Origin of the sequence: Flavonifractor sp. An9 (genome assembly GCF_002161245.1) — a bacterium.
GTDB lineage: Bacteria > Bacillota > Clostridia > Oscillospirales > Oscillospiraceae > Flavonifractor > Flavonifractor avicola.
In genome coordinates, this window is the sequence record NZ_NFHC01000030.1 from 1 (window position 1) to 21,279 (window position 21,279).

The window sequence follows — 21,279 nt, forward strand, 5'->3', positions numbered from 1 at the left end:
CTTCACAGCCTCGAAGAACCAGTCGTCGGCCTTCACGTCGGTGAAGGGCAGGCCGGTGTCCACAGGGGTATCGTCCTTGGTGAAGGAGGCCTCCACAGTAACGGCAGAGGCGGGCATGGCAAAGGTGTACTTGCCGTTACCCTTATCGGTAAGATTGAGCTCATCGCCGTTCTTGTCGGTGACGGTGATGGTATCCAGCTTGTAGCCTTCGTCAGGCTTCACGGTCAGAGTGACGGTGAGGCCCCTGGTGGCGCGGGTGCGGCTGGGAGTCACAGTGCCGTTGCCGCTGTCCTCCACAGTGATGGCATAGGAGGTAGAGGGCGTGGTGGCGTTCTCAAGCGCCTGTATGGCCGCCTCCAGAGCGGCTGCCGCCTCGGTCACCTCTTCGATGGTGGCCAGAGGACTGCCACTGAGGGCGTGGGCATAGACCACGGCTTGGAACAGGTCGCCTTCCAGCCCGGTGCTGGTAAAGTCCAGCCCCTTTTCGGTCACGATTTCCTCTGCCTTGGCCAGCAGATCGTTCAGAGCGGTTTTATCCACCGTCTGGCAAACCAGGAATTCCTGAATGTCATAGCGGCTGCCGTTGAATGCCACGCCCTGGAATTTGACATAGCGGGCGCTGACAGGGGCAAAGGAACCATGGCTTATATTTTAGAGAGATGCTTTTTGGGCTGCAAGTATGATTTTTTATCATACTTTTTGAGGCGCTGAAGCTTTTTTTCTATACATATTATACAATAAAAATTTTTTCTTTTAACCGCCGCCAACGTAAGGAGCGGCACAACAAGACCGGGGGGCGAGCGGATCATAGCCGCGGCCTGTGGGACAGTTATCTGAATGTTCGGAAAGAGGCGGCAGGAATTCCGCCGGCTGATGTGCTTGTACGGATAGGGCGTGATCCATCCTACCATGATAGTTTCAGACAGATGCGGAAGAAAGCGGCCCAGAGAATAGAGGCCTGTGAGGAAGTGCGGGAAATTTAGTTGGACACATTCATATATGGCGTTATCCGTGACAGTGATTCTTCCACCCAACCGGCGGACTGATTGCGCAGCTTCTCGCGGTGTGTGGCTTCAGGAAAACGGCTGGAGAGGAACCGGCGCGCTCTTTGCCCGGGGTGATGGCCGCCTTGCCCGGGACGGGAAATGGGCATCCTCCGCTGGTAAAATATGCCTCTTGACGGCGTTTTCTATTTTATAAGGTAGCGGCGGTATATCGTGCCGCCTTAACTTTGATGAAAAGGTTAAAACCTTTCTTTTCTGAAAAAATAAAATCCCCCAAAGCCTTGCGGCTTCAGGGGATTATTCTGGTGGACGATACAGGACTTGAACCTGTGACCTCCCGCACGTCAAGCGGATGCTCTACCAGCTGAGCTAATCGTCCGAACAGCATGGACTATTATAGCGAAAAGAAAGGTGCTTGTCAACACTTTTTTGAAATTTCTCTTTTCAAGGCCGGAAAGTGCTGGTATACTGAGGAAAACGCCGTGAACAAGGAGGAAATGGTATGGCAGGACGGGTGGTTCTCATTACCGGCGGCAGCCGGGGCATCGGCGCGTCGGCGGCCCGGCGGTTTGCCGCCGGGGGGGACCGGGTGGTGGTCAACTACTGCCGCTCCAGAGAGAAAGCGGAGGCTCTGGCGGAGGAGATCGGCGGCTGGGCGGTCCAGGCCGACGTGTCAGACTCGGTCCAGGTACGGAATATGGTTGACAATGTGTTGGATAAATTTTGTCAACTTGACATTCTGATATGCAACGCAGGCATTGCCCAGCAGAAATTATTTGGCGATCTGACGGACGAGGATTGGCGGCGGATGTTTGCCGTTAATGTGGACGGAATGTTCTACACCATCCGGGCGGCGCTGCCTCATTTCATTCATCGCAAGGCGGGAAAAATTTTGACTTTGTCCTCTATGTGGGGACAGGTGGGAGGTTCCTGCGAGGTGGCCTATTCTGCCGCAAAAGCTGCTGTCATCGGGCTTACAAAGGCTCTGGCCAAGGAGGTTGGGCCCTCTGGGATCACGGTGAACTGTGTGTCTCCCGGGGTCATTGATACCGAGATGAACGGCAACCTGGGCCCCGAGGATCTGGCCGCTTTGGCGGAGGAGACCCCCCTGGAGCGCATCGGCCGGCCGGAGGATGTGGCGGAGGCCCTGTGGTATCTGGCTTCCGACGCTGCAAACTTTATCACGGGACAGGTTTTGTCCCCCAATGGCGGACTGATTATCTGAAAATGCCTGCCTACGTTCATAAATTGTTCATACTTCACACAAGGGCTGCCTGCCAAGGGGCGGCCCTTGTGCATTTTTGAGGTTGACAATTTCCGGCGACACGCATATAATTGTCAACAACTTCTTGAAGGAGGAATGAACGATGAAAAAGTCTCGCATCCTGTCTCTTGCGCTGGCGGGTGCGCTCAGCTTCTCCATGCTGGCCGGCTGCGGCGGCGGCACCGAGGGCAGCTCCGCCAATACCCCCGCCGGTGGCAATGAAACCACCAGCGGCAACACCGAAGGCACCATTCAGATCGGCGGCATCGGCCCCCTGACCGGCTCCGCTGCTGTTTACGGCCTGGCCACCAAGCAGGGCGCCGAAATCGCCATTGAGGAGATCAACGCTCTGGGCGGCCTGCAGTTCTCCCTGAATTCCCAGGACGACGAGGGCGACATTGAGAAGGCTGTTAACGCCTACGGCAAGCTGAAGGACGACGGCGCCAAGATCATCTACGGCTGCACCACCACCAACCCCTGCGTGGCCGTGGCTGCCGAGACCTATAACGACCGCTACTTCCAGCTGACTCCCTCTGCCTCTTCCACCGACGTGACTGCGGGCAAGGACAACGTGTTCCAGGTGTGCTTCACCGACCCCAACCAGGGCGTGACCGCCGCCAACTATATTAAGGACAACAACCTGGGTACCAAGGTCGCTGTCATCTACAACAACGGCGATGCCTACTCCACCGGCATCTACAACTCCTTCCAGGCCACTGCCAAGGAGATCGGCCTGGAGGTTGTGACCGTTCAGACCTTCCCCGATGACACCAACACCGACTTCAACGTGCAGCTGTCTGCCGCCAAGGACGCCGGCGCCGATCTGGTGTTCATGCCCATCTACTACACCCCCGCTTCCCTGATCCTGTCCCAGGCCAAGAGCATGGGCTATGAGCCCACCTTCTTCGGCTGCGACGGTATGGACGGTATCCTGGACCTGGAGGGCTTTGACAAGAGCCTGGCCGAGGGCCTGATGCTCATGACTCCCTTCAACGCCTGGGGCGAGGACGAGCGCACCAAGACCTTCGTCAGCGAGTATGAGGCTGCTTACGGCGGCATCCCCAACCAGTTCGCCGCTGACGGCTACGACTGTATGTACGCCATCTATGAGGCCTGCACCGCTGCCGGCGTTACCGCCGACATGAGCGCCGAGGAGATCTGCGAGGCTCTGATCGCTCAGTTCACCTCCAGCGACTTCAGCGTGGACGGCCTGACCGGCACCGGCATGACCTGGTCTGCCAACGGCGAGGTTTCCAAGGCCCCCGTGGTGGTCAAGGTCGAGGGCGGCGTGTACGTCACCCAGTAATCTGGAGCAGAATACTACCGCTTAACAGGGACTCAGAAGCGGGTTGCCGGGGGGACCCGGCAGCCCGCTTTTCCCCATGTATCCCCAATCGGATGTATGGTGGAAACATCGGCAGCCCGCAGGACCGCCGATGTTTCTGCCATACACAGAACAGAGAAAACAAGTAGAGAGGTGAATGGTTTGAGCTTCCTCAATAATCTGATCACCGGTATCAGCCTGGGCAGCGTCTACGCCATCATCGCCCTGGGCTACACCATGGTGTACGGCATCGCAAAGATGCTGAACTTTGCCCACGGCGACGTCATCATGGTGGGCGCCTATGTGACCTTCTTTGCCACTGGCAGCTTTAATCTGCCCCCTGTGGTGGGCGTACTGCTGGCTGTGGTGGTGTGTACCGTCCTGGGCGTCGTCATCGAAGGACTGGCCTACAAGCCCCTGCGTCAGGCGTCCTCCCTGGCGGTGCTCATCACCGCCATTGGCGTCAGCTATTTCCTGCAAAACGCCGCCCTGCTGCTGTGGGGCGCCGATCCCAAGGTGTTTACCCCCGTCATCCCTGAGGGCTCCCTGCCCATCTCCGGTGTGAACATCACCTATGTGTCTCTGGTTACCGTACTGGCTTGCATCATCATCATGCTGGCCCTCACCTGGTTCACCAGTAAGACCAAGATGGGCAAGGCCATGCGGGCCTGCTCCGAGGATAAGGCGGCCGCTCAGCTCATGGGCATCAACGTCAACCGCACCATCTCCATGACCTTTGCCATCGGCTCCGCTCTGGCCGCCATCGCCGGTGTGCTGCTGTGCTCCAGCTACCGGACTCTGATGCCCACCACCGGCTCCCTGCCCGGCATCAAGGCCTTTACCGCTGCCGTGTTCGGCGGCATCGGCTCCATCCCCGGCGCCATGCTGGGCGGCATCCTGCTGGGTATCATCGAGACCTTTGCCAAGGTGATCAATACCAACATCTCCGACGCGGTGGTCTTTGCGGTGCTCATCATCGTGCTGCTGGTGAAGCCCGCCGGCCTGCTGGGCAAGACCGTCCGCGAGAAAGTGTGAGGTGAGGGATATGAAGAAATTGACTTCCGGCCGGAAACGGCTGATCAACAACACCATCACCTACGCCATTGTCATTGCGGCCTTTGTGATCCTTCAGGTGCTCAATGCGGGCGATATGCTGTCCTCCTCTCTGCAGGGCCAGCTGGTGCCCATCTGCGCCTATATCGTCATGGCTCTGTCCCTCAATCTGGTGGTAGGTATCTCCGGTGAGCTGAGCCTGGGCCACGCCGGATTTATGAGCGTGGGCGCCTTCTCCGGCGTAGTGACCGCCATGTCCCTCCAGGATGCCATTCCCAACGGAGCGGTCCGCCTGGTGGTGGCCATGATCGTGGGCGCGGTGCTGGCCGGTATTGCCGGCGTCATCGTGGGTGTGCCTGTGCTCCGTCTGCGGGGTGACTACCTGGCCATCGTGACTCTGGCCTTCGGCGAGATCATCCGCAACATCATGAACGTGCTCTATGTGGGCGTGGATAAGAACGGCCTCCACTTCTCTCTGGAGAATGAGATGGCCCTCAACCTGGAGGAGGGCGGCAAGGCTATCCTGAAGGGGCCCATGGGCTTCACCACCAACGTGAAGCTGGCCTCCTTCACCGCCGGCTTTATCCTGGTGCTCATTGCACTGACTGTGGTGCTCAATCTGGTGAACAGCCGCTCCGGCCGGGCCATTATGGCCCTGCGGGACAACCGCATCGCCGCCGAGAGCGTGGGCATCGGCGCTACCAAGTACAAGCTGATGGCCTTCGTTACCTCCGCCGTTATGGCGGGCGCCGCGGGCGTGCTCTACGCCATGAACTTCTCTTCCGTGGCCCCCAAGAAGTTTGACTTCAACACCTCTATTCTGGTGCTGGTGTTCGTGGTGCTGGGCGGTATCGGCAACATCCGCGGCTCCATCATCGCCGCCGCCTTCCTCACCTACCTGCCCGAGCTGCTGCGTGCCATCAACCTGGATGAGTACCGGATGCTGGTGTACGCCATTGTGCTCATTCTGGTGATGATCGCCACCAATAACCCGGTGATGCGCGGATTCTTCAACGGCATCAAGGAGAAATTCCGCAAGTCGCCGGAACAGCCGGCCGAGAAGGGAGGCGTCAGCCATGAGTAAACCCAAGCGTCCCGAGACCAAGCTGGTCCCGGTGCCCAGCCCCAATATTATCCCCGAGCGCGACATCAAGCAGACCCCCATCCTGGAGTGCCAGCACCTGGGCATCGACTTCGGCGGCCTCACCGCCGTGAATGAGTTCAACATGGCCATCGGCCGTACCGAGATCGCCGGCCTCATCGGCCCCAACGGCGCCGGTAAGACCACCGTGTTCAACCTGCTGACCAAGGTGTATCAGCCCACCCGGGGCACCGTGCTGCTGGACGGCATCGATACCCACAATATGTCCACCGTTCAGGTGAACAAGGCGGGCATCGCCCGTACCTTCCAGAACATCCGCCTGTTCGACAACCTGACGGTGGAGGACAACGTAAAGATCGGCCTGCACAACCATGTCCGCTACCCCATGTGGAGCGGTATCCTCCGTCTGCCCAGCTACTGGAAGAAGGAGAAGCTGGCCCATGAGAGCGCTCTGGAGCTGCTGAGCATCTTCGATATGCAGCATCTGGCCAACGCCAAGGCGGGCAGCCTGCCCTACGGCGCCCAGCGCAAGCTGGAGATCGTCCGTGCCCTGGCCACCAACCCCTCTCTGCTGCTGCTGGACGAGCCGGCGGCGGGCATGAACCCCTCCGAGACCGCCGAGCTGATGGACAACATCGTCAAGATCCGGGATACCTTCCACATCGCCATTCTGCTCATCGAGCACGACATGAATCTGGTTATGGGCATCTGTGAGGGTATCTGCGTGCTCAACTTCGGACAGATCATCGCCAAGGGCACCCCCTCGGAGATCCAGAACAACCCGGAGGTCATCAAGGCCTATCTGGGCGACCAGAAGGAGGTATAAGCCATGGCGGTATTGCTGGACGTCAAGAACATCAATGTGTACTACGGCGCCATCCACGCCGTGAAAGACATCTCCTTCCACGTGGAGGAGGGGGAGATCGTCACCCTCATCGGCGCCAACGGCGCCGGTAAGACCACCACACTCCAGACCGTCTCCGGTCTGCTCCACACCCGCACCGGCTCCATCGAGTTTATGGGCAAGCCCATTCAGGCGGTACCTGCCTCCAAGCTGGTGGCCCAGGGCCTGGCCCAGGTGCCCGAGGGCCGCCGGGTGTTCCAGCAGATGACGGTGGAGGAGAACCTGGAGATGGGCGCCTTTACCCAGCCCAACTCCACTATTGCCCCCAACCTGGAGCGGGTGTACGCCCAGTTCCCCCGGCTGAAAGAGCGCCGCAAGCAGGTGGCGGGCACCCTGTCCGGCGGCGAGCAGCAAATGCTGGCCATGGGCCGTGCCCTCATGTCCAACCCCAAGCTGCTCATGCTGGATGAGCCCTCCATGGGTCTGGCTCCCATCCTGGTGGAGCAGATCTTCGACATCATCAAGGAGCTGCACAAGGCGGGCACCACCATTCTGCTGGTGGAGCAGAACGCCCAGATGGCCCTGAGCGTGGCCGACCGGGGCTATGTGCTGGAGACCGGCCGGGTGACCCTGACCGGTCCGGGCCGGCAGCTGCTGGCCGACGAGGCGGTCAAGAAGGCCTACCTGGGCGGTTGAGCCCCAATACGACGAGAGAAAAAGCGCGCTGCAATTTGCAGCGCGCTTTTTTTAAGAAAAGCTATGGCGGAACAAAAATTGGTGTGGTAAAATAACAGGGTAAATATTGGAATATCTGGAAGCGGAGGGGTATTAGACCAACATCTTCTTTCGGACGACATTGTCTGAAACAGGCCCTGACAAACCGGCCAGAGCCGTTTTGGAAGAGACTGCCCCCGAGACCTTTGAATTGGGAGTGGAGATCAAAAAGGGAGGAAACCTGTATGAAAAAGACCCTGCGCAAACGTATCCTGGCCGGCACCGCCGTGGTTGCCCTGCTGTGCGGGACGGCGGTGGCCGCAAGCACCGTCACCACCAAGATGATCGAAGCCAACTACATGGGCATCAAGATCGTGGTGGACGGGGTGGAGGTCACCCCCAAGGACGCCAATGGCAAGGTTGTGGAGCCCTTTGCCAGCAGCGGCACCACCTATCTGCCTGTCCGCGCCATCGGTGAGGCTCTGGGCAAGGAGGTCACCTGGGACGGCAGCACCGCCACCGTCTATGTGGGCGAGGTGCCCGGCCAGGCCACCGACTGGATGAAGAAGCTGCCCCCCTATCAGGTGAGCACCAATACCAAGATCTTTGACGGCAGCGATCCCAAGAGCTATATGACCATTTCCGGCAACAAAATTGCTCAGGGTGTCCAGATGTCGGGCGGCTACAAGAATGAGGGCTACGCCATCTGGAACACCAACCTCCAGTATGACACCATGACCTTTACCATCGGCCATGTGGACGGCTCCAAGGAGTACAAGATCAGCCTGGACGTGTACCTGGACGGCGAGCTGGCCGAGACCTATACCATTGACTGGAGCGACGCCCCCCAGACCATCACCATCCCCCTGGACCACGCTGCCAATGTGCGGCTGGAGACTCTCAACGTGGAGGGCACCAGCGGCTGGAACCATGAGTTCGGCATCTACGACATCTCCTTCTCCTGAATCCACCCAAAGGAGCGCGCCGCAACGGCGCGCTCCTTTTTATATGGAAAAAGATTTAACATTTTTCTGCTTTCTCTCCCTGACACAGCGTGATACAATAAACACATATAATGGATCGCTATGGACTGTGACAGGAGGGAATCGACGGAACTATGCCAAATTACTACGCGCATCTAAAATTTGGAGATAAAGTACTGGGCGGGCTGCCTCAGCCTCTGGCCCAGGTCATCGATGAGGAGCGGGAGGCCTTTGATCTGGGTTGCCTGGGTCCCGATCCGCTGTTTTTCTACCAGCCCATCCGACCCAACGCTGTCCGGCGGGAGGGGGTGCGGATGCACCGCAATTCCGCCTTGCCCGCCGTGGAGCGGCTGCGTCAGGCCATTGAGGAGGGTGTGCCCATGTCGGTGGGCTATGGCGCCGGATTTTTGTGCCACCTGGCCCTGGACAGCGCCTGCCACGGCTATGTGGACGAGCGGGCCGCCGACGGCCCCATCTCCCACATGGCCATGGAGGGAGAGTTCGACCGGATGCTGATGGAGAGCGACGGCCTGGATACCGTCAGCCAGGCCCATCTGCCCACCCCGCCCCAGAAGGGAAGCCAGGTGTGGGACGCCGCTGCCTGCGCCTATATCCACGCCTCTCCCCGGCAGGTTCGCCGGGCCTACCGGGCCATGAATTTTTACTTGGGCTTCTTTGCCCGCTCCTGCGGCACCCGCCGGGGCAAGGTCATCGGCGCGGTGAGCCGGATGCTCCCCATCCAGTCCGCCAAGGATGTGGCCCTGAAGGAGACCCCCCATCCCGCCTCTCTGGAGAGCAGCGCCGATCTAGACCGGTTGCTGGAGGGTGCGGTGGATGAGACCACCCAGCAGATCGACGCCTTTTTCCAGGCCATCCGGGAGGACGCTCCGGTGCCTCTCTGGTTTGACCGGGATTTCAAGGGCACGCCCCAGGCAGGGGAGAAGGGGTGGACCGCGGTGCTTAACGGTTCTCTGTCCTGAAACAATCCCAGTATGATGCGGGCGACCATAAAGGTCGCCCCTACACATGATACCTCGTAGGGGCGGCCCTTGTGGCCGCCCGTTTTTTATGGGCAGGAAAATTTTTTAAAAAAGGGATTGACAATGGTGGTTAGTTGATGTAAACTCATACTCACCGAGGAGGTTAGCGCGAGCTAACCGCGAAAAAGACCATAGGCGGACAGACCGCCGTTGGGAGGGAGGAACTATGATGCCGCTGACACTGGCACAGCAGGGCGAACCGGTCACCATCCGGAAAATCACGGGGAAGGATGAACTGCGTCAGCACCTGGCTGAACTGGGCTTTGTTATGGATGCCACGGTGACTGTGGTTAGTAAACTGGGCGGGAACCTGATCGTGCAGGTCAAAGACAGCCGCATCGCCCTGGACCGGAATATGGCCGGACGAATCATGATCTGAGAGGAGCAGAGCAATGAGAACTTTGAAGGACGCCAAGGTGGGGGACACCGTCACGGTAGTACGCCTCCACGGCGAGGGCGCGGTGAAGCGCCGCATCATGGATATGGGCATTACCAAGGGTGTGGCCATCCAGATCCGGAAGGTGGCTCCCCTGGGGGACCCCATGGAGCTGAATGTGCGGGGCTATGAGCTGAGCGTACGCAAAGCAGACGCTGAAATGATTGAGATTGCGTAAGGGCTATTTGGCAGCCCGTAGGGGCGCACACTGTGCGCCCGCCTTCCCATGGGGGAAGGCTATTTTTCAGACTAATGGTTAGCTAACGCTAATCAAGAAGGGAGTAAGAAGATGGAGTTGAAGATCGCGCTGGCGGGCAACCCGAACTGCGGTAAAACCACCCTGTTCAATGCCCTGACCGGCTCCAGCCAATACGTGGGCAACTGGCCCGGCGTGACGGTGGAAAAGAAGGAGGGCAAGCTGAAAGGCCACAAGGATGTGGTGATCCAGGACCTGCCCGGTATCTATTCCCTGTCCCCCTACACCCTGGAAGAGGTGGTGGCCCGGAACTATCTGGTGAACGAGAAGCCGGACGCCATCCTGAATATTGTGGACGGCACCAACATCGAGCGCAACCTGTACCTCACCACCCAGCTCATTGAGCTGGGCATCCCGGTGGTGGTGGCGGTGAACATGATCGACCTGGTCCGCAAGAACGGGGACGTGATCGATCTCCAGAAGCTGGGCAGCGCCCTGGGCTGCCAGGTGGTGGAGATGAGCGCCCTGAAGGGCGAGGGCGGCAAGGAGGCCGCCGAGCGGGCTGTAGTGCTGGCCAAGACCAAGAAGGCCGGCGAGCTGCCCCATGTGTTCACCGGCAGTGTGGAGCACGCCATCGCTCACATCGAGGAATCCATTGCGGGCCTGGTGGAGGAGCGCTACCTCCGCTGGTACGCCATCAAGGTCTTTGAGCGGGACGAAAAGGTGCTGGAGGCCCTCAACCTGACCGGGGAGCTGAAGGAGCACCTGGAGGCCCACATCGCCGACTGCGAGGCCGAGCTGGACGACGACGCCGAGAGCATCATCACCAACCAGCGCTACTCTTACATCAGCTCCGTGGTGGGCAAGGCCGTGAAAAAGAAGAAGGCCGCCCACTCCATGAGTACCTCCGACAAGATCGACCGCATTGTCACCAACCGCATCCTGGCCCTGCCCATTTTTGTGGCGGTGATGATCCTGGTGTACGCCATCGCCATGGGCGGCAGCTCCTTTGCACTGGGCACCAAAGCCACCGACTGGGCCAACGACGGCCTGTTCGGCGACGGCTGGTTTGTTCCCTTCACCGCCGACACCGAGGCCTGGGAAGAGGACTCCGGCGCCTGGGAAGAGGCTTCCGCCATGATCGAGGGCTATGAGGCCGGTGAGAGCGAGGTCTACTTCTACGATGACGAGACCGGCGAGACCACCGTGGTGCCCGTCACCGAGGAGGCCTATCAGGCTGCCCTTCAGGTGTCCGAGCCCGATCCCAACGACTACGGCACCTGGGTGCCCGGTCTGCCCGTGCTGGCCGAGAACGCCCTGGTCTCTGTCAATGCCCACCCTGTCCTCCAGTCCCTGATCCTGGACGGCATCATCGGCGGCGTGGGCGCGGTGCTGGGCTTTGTGCCCCAGATGCTGGTGCTCTTCCTGCTGCTGGCCCTGCTGGAGGACTGCGGCTACATGGCCCGCATTGCCTTCATTATGGACCGGATCTTCCGCCGCTTCGGCTTGTCCGGCAAGAGCTTCATCCCCATGCTGGTGGCCACCGGCTGCGGCGTGCCCGGCATCATGGCCTCCCGCACCATTGAGCAGGAGCGGGACCGGCGCATGACCATCATGACCACCGGATTCATCCCCTGCGGCGCCAAAATGCCCATCATTGCCCTCTTTGCCGGGGCCCTCTTCGGCGGCTCCGCCTGGGTGGCTACCTCTGCCTACTTCATCGGCGTGGCGGCAGTGGTGATTTCCGGCATCATCCTGAAGAAAACCAAGGGCTTTGCCGGTGACCCCGCCCCCTTCGTCATGGAGTTGCCCGCCTACCACGCCCCCGCCGCCGGCAACGTGCTGCGGGCCATGTGGGAGCGTGGCTGGTCCTTCATCAAGCGGGCCGGCACCGTCATCCTGCTTTCCTCCGTCATCCTGTGGTTCCTCCAGGGCTTCGGCTTTGTGGACGGCGTGTTCCAGATGGTGGAGGACAACAACGACTCCCTGCTGGCCGCTGTGGGCCACGCCGTGTCCTTTATCTTCGCGCCCCTGGGCTTCGGCTTCTGGGAGGCCACCGTGGCGGTGGTCACCGGCCTCATCGCCAAGGAGGAGGTTGTTTCCACCTTCGGCGTGCTCTTCCCGGGCAACCTGACCGTGGATATGGCTGCCGCCTTCACCGCCATTTCCGCCTACTCCTTCATGATCTTCAACCTGCTGTGCGCCCCCTGCTTCGCTGCTATGGGCGCCATCAAGCGGGAGATGAACAGCCCCAAGTGGACCCTGGCCGCCATCGGCTATATGTGCGGCTTCGCCTATGTGATCTCCCTCATCGTCTACCAGATCGGCGGCCTGATCCTGGGCCAGGTGGCCTTCGGTGTGGGCACCGTGGCTGCCTTCATCTGCCTGGCGGGTCTCATCTACCTGCTGGTGCGGAAGAACAAGTATGAGGAGTCCGGTATCAACCTGCGGGCGGTGGCCGCCGCCGAGTAAGGCGTCCCGCCCATCTTATCAAGGAAAGGAGCATCTTTATGCTACCCACGATTCTCATCAGTCTGGCCATTGCGGCTGCCTGCGCGGCCATTGTGGCCCGGGGCATCCACAACCGGCGCCACGGCAAGAGCAGCTGCTCTTGCGGCGGCTCCTGCGGGAGCTGCGGATGCTCCGGTATGTGCCACCCCGGCCGGGAAGAACCCGCCAAACGCTAGGAAGGAGCATACCATGGAACTGACCAACACCAACATCCGCTATCTGCTGACCATCTATGACCTCTCCCAAGTCCGGCTGGAGGTCTCCTCCAAGGACATTGCCGCGTCGCTGGCGGTCTCCCGGGCGTCGGTCACCAGTATGATGTCCATCCTCATTGACAAAAACCTGGTGGATAAGGAGCGCTACGGCAAGATCCACCTGACTGGCCTGGGCCGGGCACTGGCCCGGGAGCTGGCCGGTCAGGCCGGACGGCTGGCCACCGATCTCCAGACCCGGATGGATCTGTCCGGGGAAGAGGCCTGGAAGGCCGCCTGCGCCGCCGTATCCGAGCTGCCCCGGCGCTGTTTCCAGCAGCCCCTGGCGGCGGTGCCCCTGCCTGCCTGAGTTTCCCTCTCTCTTTCCATTCCCCTCATACCGCCCCGCCCGCCGGAATGTCCGGCGGGCGGGGACTTTTTGTGCAAAAAGGCGGAGGCGGCAGGCTTGAAATGCCTGCGGCGGGTATGATATAGTATCAGAGTATGTATTTCAGCGGGAGGCGCTTTTTCTTGTTTGACGGACTGTTATTTGATCTGGACGGCACCCTGTGGGATTCGGTGGATTCCATCTGTCTGTCCTGGAACCGGGTGTTGGAGCGGATCGCGCCCCAGTATGCCGGGCAGATTACCCGGCCCCGGCTCATCGGCTGTATGGGGATGCTGCTGCCCGATATTGTGAAGAAGCTGCTGCCCGATCTGGACTGGAAGGAGATCCAGCCCCTGCTGAACGGACTGCTGAAAGAGGAGAACGCCCATGTGGCCCGCCACGGCGGCATCCTCTATCCCCAGGTGCCTGAGACCCTGGAGATCCTGGCCCGGGACTATCCCCTGTTTATCGTCAGCAACTGCCAGGACGGCTACATCGAGGCCTTTTTCCTGGCCCATGGGCTGGGAAAGTATTTCACTGACTATGAAAACCCCGGCCGCACCGGCAAGCCCAAGGGGGACAACATCGCCCTGGTGGTACAGCGCAACGGCTTGAAAAAGCCTCTGTATATCGGGGATACCCAGGGAGACTGCAATGCCGCAACCCAGGCGGGGGTGCCCTTTCTTCACGCCGCCTACGGTTTCGGCCACATCGACCATGAGGTGCCCCATGTGAATGCTTTCGCGGATATCCCGGCGGCGGTGAAACGGCTCAGTCCGCCGTAAAAACGGGCGGCCATAAGGGCCGCCCCTACGTTGTTTTTTGATATTATTACAAGGAGGAACCATACCTTGTCTCAATACGAATCTGAAATCAAACGGCGCAGAACCTTTGCCATCATCAGCCACCCCGACGCCGGTAAGACCACCCTGACGGAAAAGTTCCTGCTCTACGGCGGAGCCATTGCCCAGGCCGGTCAGGTCAAGGGCAAGAAGAACACCCGTGCCGCCACCTCCGACTGGATGGAGATCGAGAAGCAGCGCGGCATCTCAGTGACCTCCTCCGTCATGCAGTTCCAGTATGAGGGCTACTGCATCAACATCCTGGACACCCCCGGCCACCAGGACTTCTCCGAGGACACCTACCGCACCCTGATGGCCGCCGACTCCGCCGTCATGGTCATCGACGCCGCCAAGGGCGTGGAGGCCCAGACCCGGAAGCTGTTCAAGGTGTGCGCCATGCGGGATATTCCCATCTTCACCTTCATCAACAAGATGGACCGGGAGGCCCGGGATTCCTTTGAGCTGCTGGAGGAGCTGGAGAAGGAGCTGGGCATTGAGACCTATCCCGTCAACTGGCCCATCGGCTGCGGTAAGGAGTTCAAGGGCGTGTACGACCGGGGCAGCAAGAAGATCATCCACTTCACCTCCAACGGCGGCGCCAAAGCCGCCACCGCCACCGAGGTGGAGCTGGGGGACCCCAACCTGGACGGACTTATCGGCCAGCGGCTCCATCAGCAGCTCAATGATGAGATCGAGCTGCTGGACGGCGCCGCCGCTGAGTTCGACCTGGACCGGGTGCGCCACGGCAAGCTGTCCCCCGTGTTCTTCGGCTCCGCCCTCACCAACTTCGGCGTGGAGCCCTTCCTGGAGCACTTCCTCCAGATGACCACCGCTCCTCTGCCCCGGAAGGCGGGGGACGAGATCATCGACTCCATGGACGATAACTTCTCCGCCTTCGTGTTCAAGATCCAGGCCAACATGAACAAGGCCCACCGGGACCGGATCGCCTTCATGCGCATCGTCTCCGGCAAGTTCGAGGCGGACAAGGAGGTCTACCACGTCCAGGGCGGCAAGAAGATCCGCCTGTCCCGGCCTCAGCAGCTGATGGCCGCCGAGCGGGAGATCATCGAGGAGGCCTACGCCGGCGACATCATCGGCGTGTTTGATCCCGGCATCTTCTCCATCGGCGATACCCTGTGTACCGCCTCCAAGAAGTTCAAGTTCGACCCCATTCCCACCTTTGCTCCCGAGCACTTCAAGCGGGTGCGCTCTTTGGACACCATGAAGCGCAAACAGTTCCTGAAGGGCATGGAACAGATCGCCCAGGAGGGCGCCATCCAGATCTTTAAGACCCCCTACTCCGGCATGGAGGAGGTCATTGTGGGCGTGGTGGGCACCCTGCAATTCGACGTGCTGGAGTACCGCCTGAAGAACGAGTACAACGTGGACCTCTACATGGAGGGCCTGCCCTACGAGTACCTGCGGTGGATCGAGACCGAGGACGGCCAGCCGGTGAAGGAGGAGGACCTGAACCTAGGTACCGACACCAAGCTGGTGGAGGACTACAAGGGCAACCAGCTGCTTCTCTTCGGCTCCCAGTGGGCCATCAACTGGACCGAGGAGCGCAACAAGAACCTCACCTTCCACGAGTTCGGCGGCACCAAGTTTTAATCAAAAATGCGGTTCGGAACTATTTTGTTCCGAACCGCATTTTTTGTTGTATTTAAAAGGTTTACCGCCGTAGGGAGGCGCTCTCCCGATACTGGATGGCCTCGGCCAGATGCTCCACTCCGATGTGCTCCGCCCCGTCCAGATCGGCGATGGTGCGGGCCACCCGGAGGATGCGGTCGTAGCTGCGGGCGGTCAGGCCCATCCGGTCGAAGGCCCCTTTCATAAGGGCGGTGCCCGCCTCGTCCAGCCGGCAGAACTGGGAGAGCTCCTGCTGCCCCATATGGGCGTTGCAGTCGGGACCCTCCGGCCCGAAGCGGGCGGTTTGGATGGCGCGGGCGGCGTTCACCCGGGCCTTGATAACGGCGGAGGGCTCCGCGTCGGACCGCCGGGACAGCTGGTCAAAGTCCAGAGCGGGTACCTCCACATACAGGTCGATCCGGTCTAGCAGAGGACCCGACAGCCGGCTCAGGTACTTGTCCACCGCCTGGGGGGAGCAGTGGCACCGGTCGGTGCCGTACCAGCCGCACTTGCAGGGGTTCATGGCGCACACCAGCATGAACCGGGCGGGAAAAACCGCCGTGCCCGCCACCCGGCTGATCTGCACCACCCCGTCCTCCAGAGGCTGGCGCAACGTCTCCAGTACCTCCTTATGGAACTCAGGCAGCTCGTCCAGAAAGAGCACTCCGTTGTGGGCCAGGGAGATCTCTCCCGGCCGGGGAGTGGAGCCTCCGCCTGCCATGCCCATGGCGGAGACGGTATGGTGGGGGGCCCGGAATGGCCGCCGGGTGAGCAGAGGTTTATCTTCGCTGGTCAGCCCCATCACCGAGTGGACCTCGGTGCACTCCAGAGCTTCCCGGCGGGTCATGTCGGGCAGGATGGAGGGCAGGCGGCGGGCCAGCATGGACTTGCCCGAGCCCGGCGGGCCCACCATCAAAAGGTTGTGGCCTCCCGCGGCGGCGATCTCCAGAGCCCGCTTGCCGTTCTCCTGGCCCTTCACGTCGGCAAAGTCCAGTTCCGCCTCCAGGTCTGCCCCCGGTGTCCAGGGGTCGGCGGGGAGGATGGGGGTCTCCCCTCGCAGGTGGGCCACCAGCTGGGAGACGCTCTCCACCGGGTAGACGTTCAGTCCAACCGCCAGGGTAGCCTCGGCGGCGGAGGGGGCGGGGACGTACAGATCCTTGATACCTGCCCGAACGGCGGCCAGGGCCATGGGCAGCATACCGGGGATGGGCCGCAGCTGACCGGATAGGGACAGCTCTCCCACAAAGGCGCAGGGGCCGGCGGGCAGCCGGAGCTGTTCCCCGGCTGCCAAAATGCCCACCAGAATGGGCAGGTCGTACACCGTGCCGCCCTTTTTGCGGTCGGCCGGGGCCAGATTGACGGTGATGCGGGAGACAGGGAAGGAGAAGCCGCAGTTTTTGATGGCGGCCCGTACCCGGTCTCGGGCCTCCTTCACCGCCGCGTCGGGCAGACCTACGATCTCAAAGGCGGGCAGCCCGCCGGACAGGTCGCACTCCGCCCGCACCTCATAGCCTGAGATGCCGGTGAGCCCCAGGGAACGCACTTCACACAGCATGGCCTGTCGCCTTCTTTCCGCCCCGGGCCGCGGCTCCGGGGACTGTTATCTGATATTACCTTGGATTATAGCATAGAAGGGCGTCTGCTGCCAGAGCGGGGAGTAGAAACAGGTTGTTTGCCGGCCTGCAAAACAGGGGGGAGGGGCCTCCGAAGACGGCGTTTTTCCAGAATATGAAGTCTAGTACTGACGGTTCAGTTAGGAAAAGGAAGTTCTGAATTTTTTTTGAGTAAAAGTGGTAAAACCGGGTGTATTCCTAGGAATTTGAGAATTTGAAGAAAATTGTTATAGATAAGTAAGATTTGATTTACAAACGGTTTGGATGGTGTTACAATGAAGGCGCTCCGGGAAAGTTTCTTTCCGGTAAGCGGGGAAAAAGCCAGGGTAATGGGAATCCGGCCCGGTCTTTGGGAGAGGCGGGGACCGATTCCCATTGCCCTGGAACAACGAACAAGGAGGAATCGTTTCAATGGCTAGAAAGCTGAAATCCATGGACGGTAACACCGCAGCCGCCCACGTGTCTTACGCCTTCACCGAAGTGGCGGGTATCTACCCCATCACTCCGTCCAGCCCCATGGCCGACAACGTGGACCAGTGGGCCGCTCAGGGCCGGAAGAACATTTTCGGTACTACCGTCAATGTGGTGGAGATGCAGTCTGAGGCTGGCGCCGCCGGTACCGTTCACGGCTCCCTGGCCGCCGGTGCCCTGACCACCACCTACACCGCTTCTCAGGGCCTGCTGCTCATGATCCCCAATATGTACAAGCTGGCCGGTGAGCTGATGCCCTGTGTGTTCCATGTGTCCGCCCGTACCGTGGCCACCCATGCTCTGAACATCTTCGGCGATCACTCCGACGTTATGGCCTGCCGTCAGACCGGTTTCGCCATGCTGTGTGAGTCCAACCCCCAGGAGGTTATGGACCTGGGCGCCGTTGCCCACCTGGCTGCCATCAAGGGCCGCGTTCCCTTCATCAACTTCTTCGACGGCTTCCGTACCTCCCATGAGATCCAGAAGATCGCCATCTGGGACAACGAGGACCTGAAGGACATGGTGGATATGGACGCTGTGGAAGCCTTCCGCAAGCGCGCCCTGAACCCCGAGCGTCCCGTGATGCGCGGTTCTCACGAGAACGGCGACATCTTCTTCCAGCACCGCGAGGCCGCCAACAAGTACTACGAGGCCGTTCCCGGCATCGTTGAGGAGTACATGGGCAAGGTCAACGCCAAGCTGGGCACCAACTATCAGCTGTTCAACTACTATGGCGCTCCCGACGCTGACCGCGTCATCATCGCCATGGGTTCCATCTGCGACGTGGCCGAGGAAGTCATCGACTACCTGAACGCCCACGGCGAGAAGGTTGGCCTGGTGAAGGTCCGCCTGTACCGGCCCTTCCGCGCCGACAAGCTGCTGGAGGCCATTCCCGCCACCGCTACCAAGATCGCCGTCCTGGACCGCACCAAGGAGCCCGGCGCTCTGGGCGATCCTCTGTACCTGGACGTTGTCACCGCCTTTGCCAACGCCGGCCGTCAGGCTACCATCATCGGCGGCCGCTACGGCCTGGGCTCCAAGGACACCCCGCCCAGCAACGTGTTTGCCGTGTATGAGGAGCTGACCAAGGATCAGCCCAAGCGTCAGTTCACCGTGGGTATCGTGGACGACGTCACCTTCACCTCTCTGGAGGAGAAGCCCGCTCCCAACACCGCTGCTCCCGGCACCATCGAGTGCAAGTTCTGGGGTCTGGGCGGCGACGGCACCGTGGGCGCCAACAAGAACTCCATCAAGATCATCGGCGACCACACCGACAAGTACGTTCAGGCTTACTTCCAGTATGACTCCAAGAAGACCGGCGGCGTGACCATCAGCCACCTGCGCTTCGGCGATCAGCCCATCCGCGCCCCCTACTACATCAACAAGGCTGACTTCGTGGCCTGCCACGTGCCCGCTTACATCGTCAAGGGCTTCCCCATGGTCCGCGACGTGAAGGACGGCGGCGTGTTCCTCATCAACTGCCAGTGGAGCGACGAGGAGCTGGATCACCATATGCCCGCCGTGGCCAAGCGCTACATTGCCGAGCACAACATCCAGGTCTACACCATCAACGCCATCGACCTGGCCATCGAGATCGGCATGGGCAAGCGTACCAACACCATCCTGCAGTCCGCTTTCTTCAAGCTGGCTAAGGTGATGCCCGAGGCCGAGGCCATCCAGTACATGAAGGACGCCGCCACCCACTCCTACCTGAAGAAGGGCCAGGACGTGGTGGATATGAACCACAAGGCCATCGACGCCGGCGCCACCGCCTTCCACAAGTTCGAGGTGCCCGCCTCCTGGGCTACCGCCGAGGACAAGCCCGTTGAGGAGCACCTGGAGGGCAACGCCGACACCGTGAAGATGGTGAAGGACATCATGGAGCCCGTGGGCCGCATGGACGGCGACAGCCTGCCTGTTTCCGCCTTTGCCAACGGCCACGAGGACGGCACCTTCTTCCAGGGCGCCGCTGCCTACGAGAAGCGCGGCGTGGCCGTGTCCGTGCCCGAGTGGGATGCCTCCAAGTGTATCCAGTGTAACCAGTGCTCCTATGTCTGCCCCCACGCCACCATCCGTCCCTTCGCCCTCACCGAGGAGGAGGCCAAGAACGCCCCCGCTCAGGCGAAGATCGTGGACATCAAGGCCGGCAAGGGCAAGGGCGTGTACAAGTTCGCTCTGGCTGTCAGCCCCCTGGACTGCATGGGCTGCACCGTCTGCGTGAGCACCTGCCCCGTGAAGGCTCTGACCATGAAGCCCCAGGAGTCCCAGGCTGCCGAGCAGGAAGTCTTCGACTACATGGTGGCCAAGGTTGCCCCCAAGGCCGACGTGGAGGATATTGCCACCGTCAAGGGCAGCCAGTTCAAGCAGCCTCTGCTTGAGTTCTCCGGCTCCTGCGCCGGCTGCGCCGAGACCGCCTATGCCCGCCTGATCACTCAGGTGTGCGGCGACCGGATGTACGTCTCCAACGCCACCGGTTGTTCCTCCATCTGGGGCGGCCCCGCTGCTACCTCTCCCTACACCGTCAACAAGGAAGGCAAGGGTCCCACCTGGGCCAACTCCCTGTTCGAGGATAACGCCGAGCACGGCCTGGGCCTGTACCTGGGTCAGAAGGCCATCCGCGACCGTCTGGCTGACCAGACCCGCAAGCTGATCGCCATCGACTACGTGGACGAGACCATCGCCGCCGCCGCTCAGAAGTGGCTGGATACCATGGAGGACGGCGCCGCCAACGGCGAGGCCACCAAGGCTTACATCGCCGCCATGGAGGGCCACAAGGCTCAGGGCGAGGGATGCACCTGCGAGGCCTGCGCTCTGGTCCGCGAGATCCTGAAGGAGAAGGAGTACCTGAACAAGAAGTCCGTCTGGATCTTCGGCGGCGACGGCTGGGCCTACGATATCGGTTACGGCGGCCTGGATCACGTCATCGCTTCCGGTGAGGACGTCAACATCTTCGTGTTCGACACCGAGGTGTACTCCAACACCGGCGGACAGGCTTCTAAGTCCTCCAACATCGGCCAGGTGGCTCAGTTCGCCGCTGCCGGTAAGACCCAGCCCAAGAAGAGCCTGGCTGAGATCGCCATGCAGTACGGCTACGTCTATGTGGCCCAGATCGCCATGGGCGCCAATCCCAACCAGACCCTGAAGGCCATTACCGAGGCCGAGGCCTATCATGGTCCTTCCCTGGTCATCGGCTACGCTCCCTGTGAGATGCACAGCATCAAGGGCGGCATGGCTAACTGCCAGCAGGAGATGAAGAAGGCTGTGGACTGCGGCTACTGGAACCTGTTCCGGTACAACCCCGCTCTCAAGGCCGAGGGCAAGAACCCCTTCACCCTGGACTCCAAGGCCCCTGCTGGCGGCTATCAGGAGTTCCTGATGAACGAGGCTCGTTACTCCTCCCTGACCCGTGCCTTCCCCGAGCGCGCCAAGGAGCTCTTCGCTCAGAACGAAGAGGCCGCCAAGGAGCGTTGGGAGCACCTGACCCGTCTGGTGGAGCTGTACAAGTAAGATTTACCGCCAAGGGCCCCGGGTTTACCCCGGGGCCCTTTCTTGTTTGCGGTCTCTTCGTGGGCCCCATCGCAGATGGGGCGGCGCTATGCGCCGTGCAAGCGTTTTGGGCCTGCGGCCCAAAACCTTGATGCCGGCGGAATTCACTGCACAGCCGTTAGCAGCTT

The 21,279-nt window shown here is 60.9% G+C and carries 17 protein-coding genes, 1 tRNA gene and 1 pseudogene; 16 read left to right on the top strand and 3 right to left on the bottom strand.

Annotated features, from left to right (window positions below; genetic code table 11):
* Nucleotides 1-594: pseudogene (locus tag B5G40_RS14795) on the bottom strand (hypothetical protein); the annotation flags it as partial.
* A 713-nt stretch (nt 595-1,307) separates the two neighbouring features.
* Nucleotides 1,308-1,383: transfer RNA gene (locus tag B5G40_RS14800), tRNA-Val, on the bottom strand.
* 123 nt (nt 1,384-1,506) lie between these two features.
* On the opposite strand from B5G40_RS14800, the gene fabG reads away from it, so the two are divergent.
* The 15 genes from fabG to B5G40_RS14875 all read left to right on the top strand — a co-directional run bounded on the left by fabG (nt 1,507) and on the right by B5G40_RS14875 (nt 15,503).
* Nucleotides 1,507-2,229 carry an elongation factor P 5-aminopentanone reductase gene (gene fabG, locus B5G40_RS14805; RefSeq protein ID WP_087267135.1) on the top strand — a complete coding sequence of 241 codons (723 nt, stop codon included), beginning with the start codon at nt 1,507-1,509 and terminating at the stop codon, nt 2,227-2,229.
* Between the two features lie 142 nt (nt 2,230-2,371).
* Nucleotides 2,372-3,574 (top strand): ABC transporter substrate-binding protein, encoded by a 1,203-nt coding sequence (locus B5G40_RS14810; protein ID WP_087400363.1) that lies wholly within the window; start codon nt 2,372-2,374, stop codon nt 3,572-3,574.
* Nucleotides 3,575-3,754: 180 nt separating this feature from the next.
* Nucleotides 3,755-4,627: a branched-chain amino acid ABC transporter permease gene (locus B5G40_RS14815; protein ID WP_087188438.1), complete on the top strand. Its 873-nt coding sequence runs from the start codon at nt 3,755-3,757 to the stop codon at nt 4,625-4,627.
* A 10-nt stretch (nt 4,628-4,637) separates the two neighbouring features.
* On the top strand, nt 4,638-5,729 hold the full coding sequence (locus B5G40_RS14820) for a branched-chain amino acid ABC transporter permease (RefSeq protein ID WP_087188437.1): 1,092 nt from the start codon (nt 4,638-4,640) through the stop codon (nt 5,727-5,729).
* Nucleotides 5,722-6,573, top strand: a complete 852-nt coding sequence (locus B5G40_RS14825) for an ABC transporter ATP-binding protein (protein WP_087188436.1) — start codon at nt 5,722-5,724, stop codon at nt 6,571-6,573. The genes B5G40_RS14820 and B5G40_RS14825 overlap by 8 nt, the downstream gene beginning before the upstream one ends.
* Before the next feature lie 12 nt (nt 6,574-6,585).
* Nucleotides 6,586-7,287, top strand: a complete 702-nt coding sequence (locus tag B5G40_RS14830; protein WP_343212813.1) for an ABC transporter ATP-binding protein — start codon at nt 6,586-6,588, stop codon at nt 7,285-7,287.
* 263 nt (nt 7,288-7,550) lie between these two features.
* Nucleotides 7,551-8,270, top strand: coding sequence for a stalk domain-containing protein (locus B5G40_RS14835; RefSeq protein ID WP_087400365.1), 720 nt, complete (start codon nt 7,551-7,553; stop codon nt 8,268-8,270).
* Between the two features lie 152 nt (nt 8,271-8,422).
* Nucleotides 8,423-9,268 (top strand): zinc dependent phospholipase C family protein, encoded by an 846-nt coding sequence (locus B5G40_RS14840; RefSeq protein WP_087188433.1) that lies wholly within the window; start codon nt 8,423-8,425, stop codon nt 9,266-9,268.
* Nucleotides 9,269-9,494: 226 nt separating this feature from the next.
* Nucleotides 9,495-9,707: a FeoA family protein gene (locus tag B5G40_RS14845; protein WP_087188431.1), complete on the top strand. Its 213-nt coding sequence runs from the start codon at nt 9,495-9,497 to the stop codon at nt 9,705-9,707.
* 13 nt (nt 9,708-9,720) lie between these two features.
* Complete coding sequence (locus tag B5G40_RS14850; RefSeq protein ID WP_087188430.1) at nt 9,721-9,942, top strand: FeoA family protein; 222 nt, start codon at nt 9,721-9,723, stop codon at nt 9,940-9,942.
* A gap of 111 nt (nt 9,943-10,053) precedes the next feature.
* Nucleotides 10,054-12,432, top strand: a complete 2,379-nt coding sequence (locus B5G40_RS14855; protein WP_087400367.1) for a ferrous iron transporter B — start codon at nt 10,054-10,056, stop codon at nt 12,430-12,432.
* Nucleotides 12,433-12,470: 38 nt separating this feature from the next.
* Entirely contained in the window at nt 12,471-12,647 is a 177-nt protein-coding gene (locus tag B5G40_RS14860) for a FeoB-associated Cys-rich membrane protein (RefSeq protein ID WP_087267162.1), read from the top strand.
* A 13-nt stretch (nt 12,648-12,660) separates the two neighbouring features.
* On the top strand, nt 12,661-13,032 hold the full coding sequence (locus B5G40_RS14865; RefSeq protein WP_087188427.1) for a metal-dependent transcriptional regulator: 372 nt from the start codon (nt 12,661-12,663) through the stop codon (nt 13,030-13,032).
* A 161-nt stretch (nt 13,033-13,193) separates the two neighbouring features.
* Nucleotides 13,194-13,835: an HAD family hydrolase gene (locus tag B5G40_RS14870; protein ID WP_242959454.1), complete on the top strand. Its 642-nt coding sequence runs from the start codon at nt 13,194-13,196 to the stop codon at nt 13,833-13,835.
* A 66-nt stretch (nt 13,836-13,901) separates the two neighbouring features.
* Nucleotides 13,902-15,503, top strand: a complete 1,602-nt coding sequence (locus B5G40_RS14875) for a peptide chain release factor 3 (RefSeq protein ID WP_087400371.1) — start codon at nt 13,902-13,904, stop codon at nt 15,501-15,503.
* Nucleotides 15,504-15,564: 61 nt separating this feature from the next.
* Here B5G40_RS14875 and B5G40_RS14880 read toward each other — a convergent pair whose 3' ends face one another.
* Nucleotides 15,565-17,076, bottom strand: coding sequence for a YifB family Mg chelatase-like AAA ATPase (locus B5G40_RS14880; protein ID WP_087400373.1), 1,512 nt, complete (start codon nt 17,074-17,076; stop codon nt 15,565-15,567).
* A 469-nt stretch (nt 17,077-17,545) separates the two neighbouring features.
* Here B5G40_RS14880 and nifJ point away from each other — a divergent pair, with 469 nt between their 5' ends.
* Complete coding sequence (gene nifJ / locus B5G40_RS14885; RefSeq protein WP_087400375.1) at nt 17,546-21,112, top strand: pyruvate:ferredoxin (flavodoxin) oxidoreductase; 3,567 nt, start codon at nt 17,546-17,548, stop codon at nt 21,110-21,112.
* Nucleotides 21,113-21,279 lie beyond the last annotated feature (167 nt).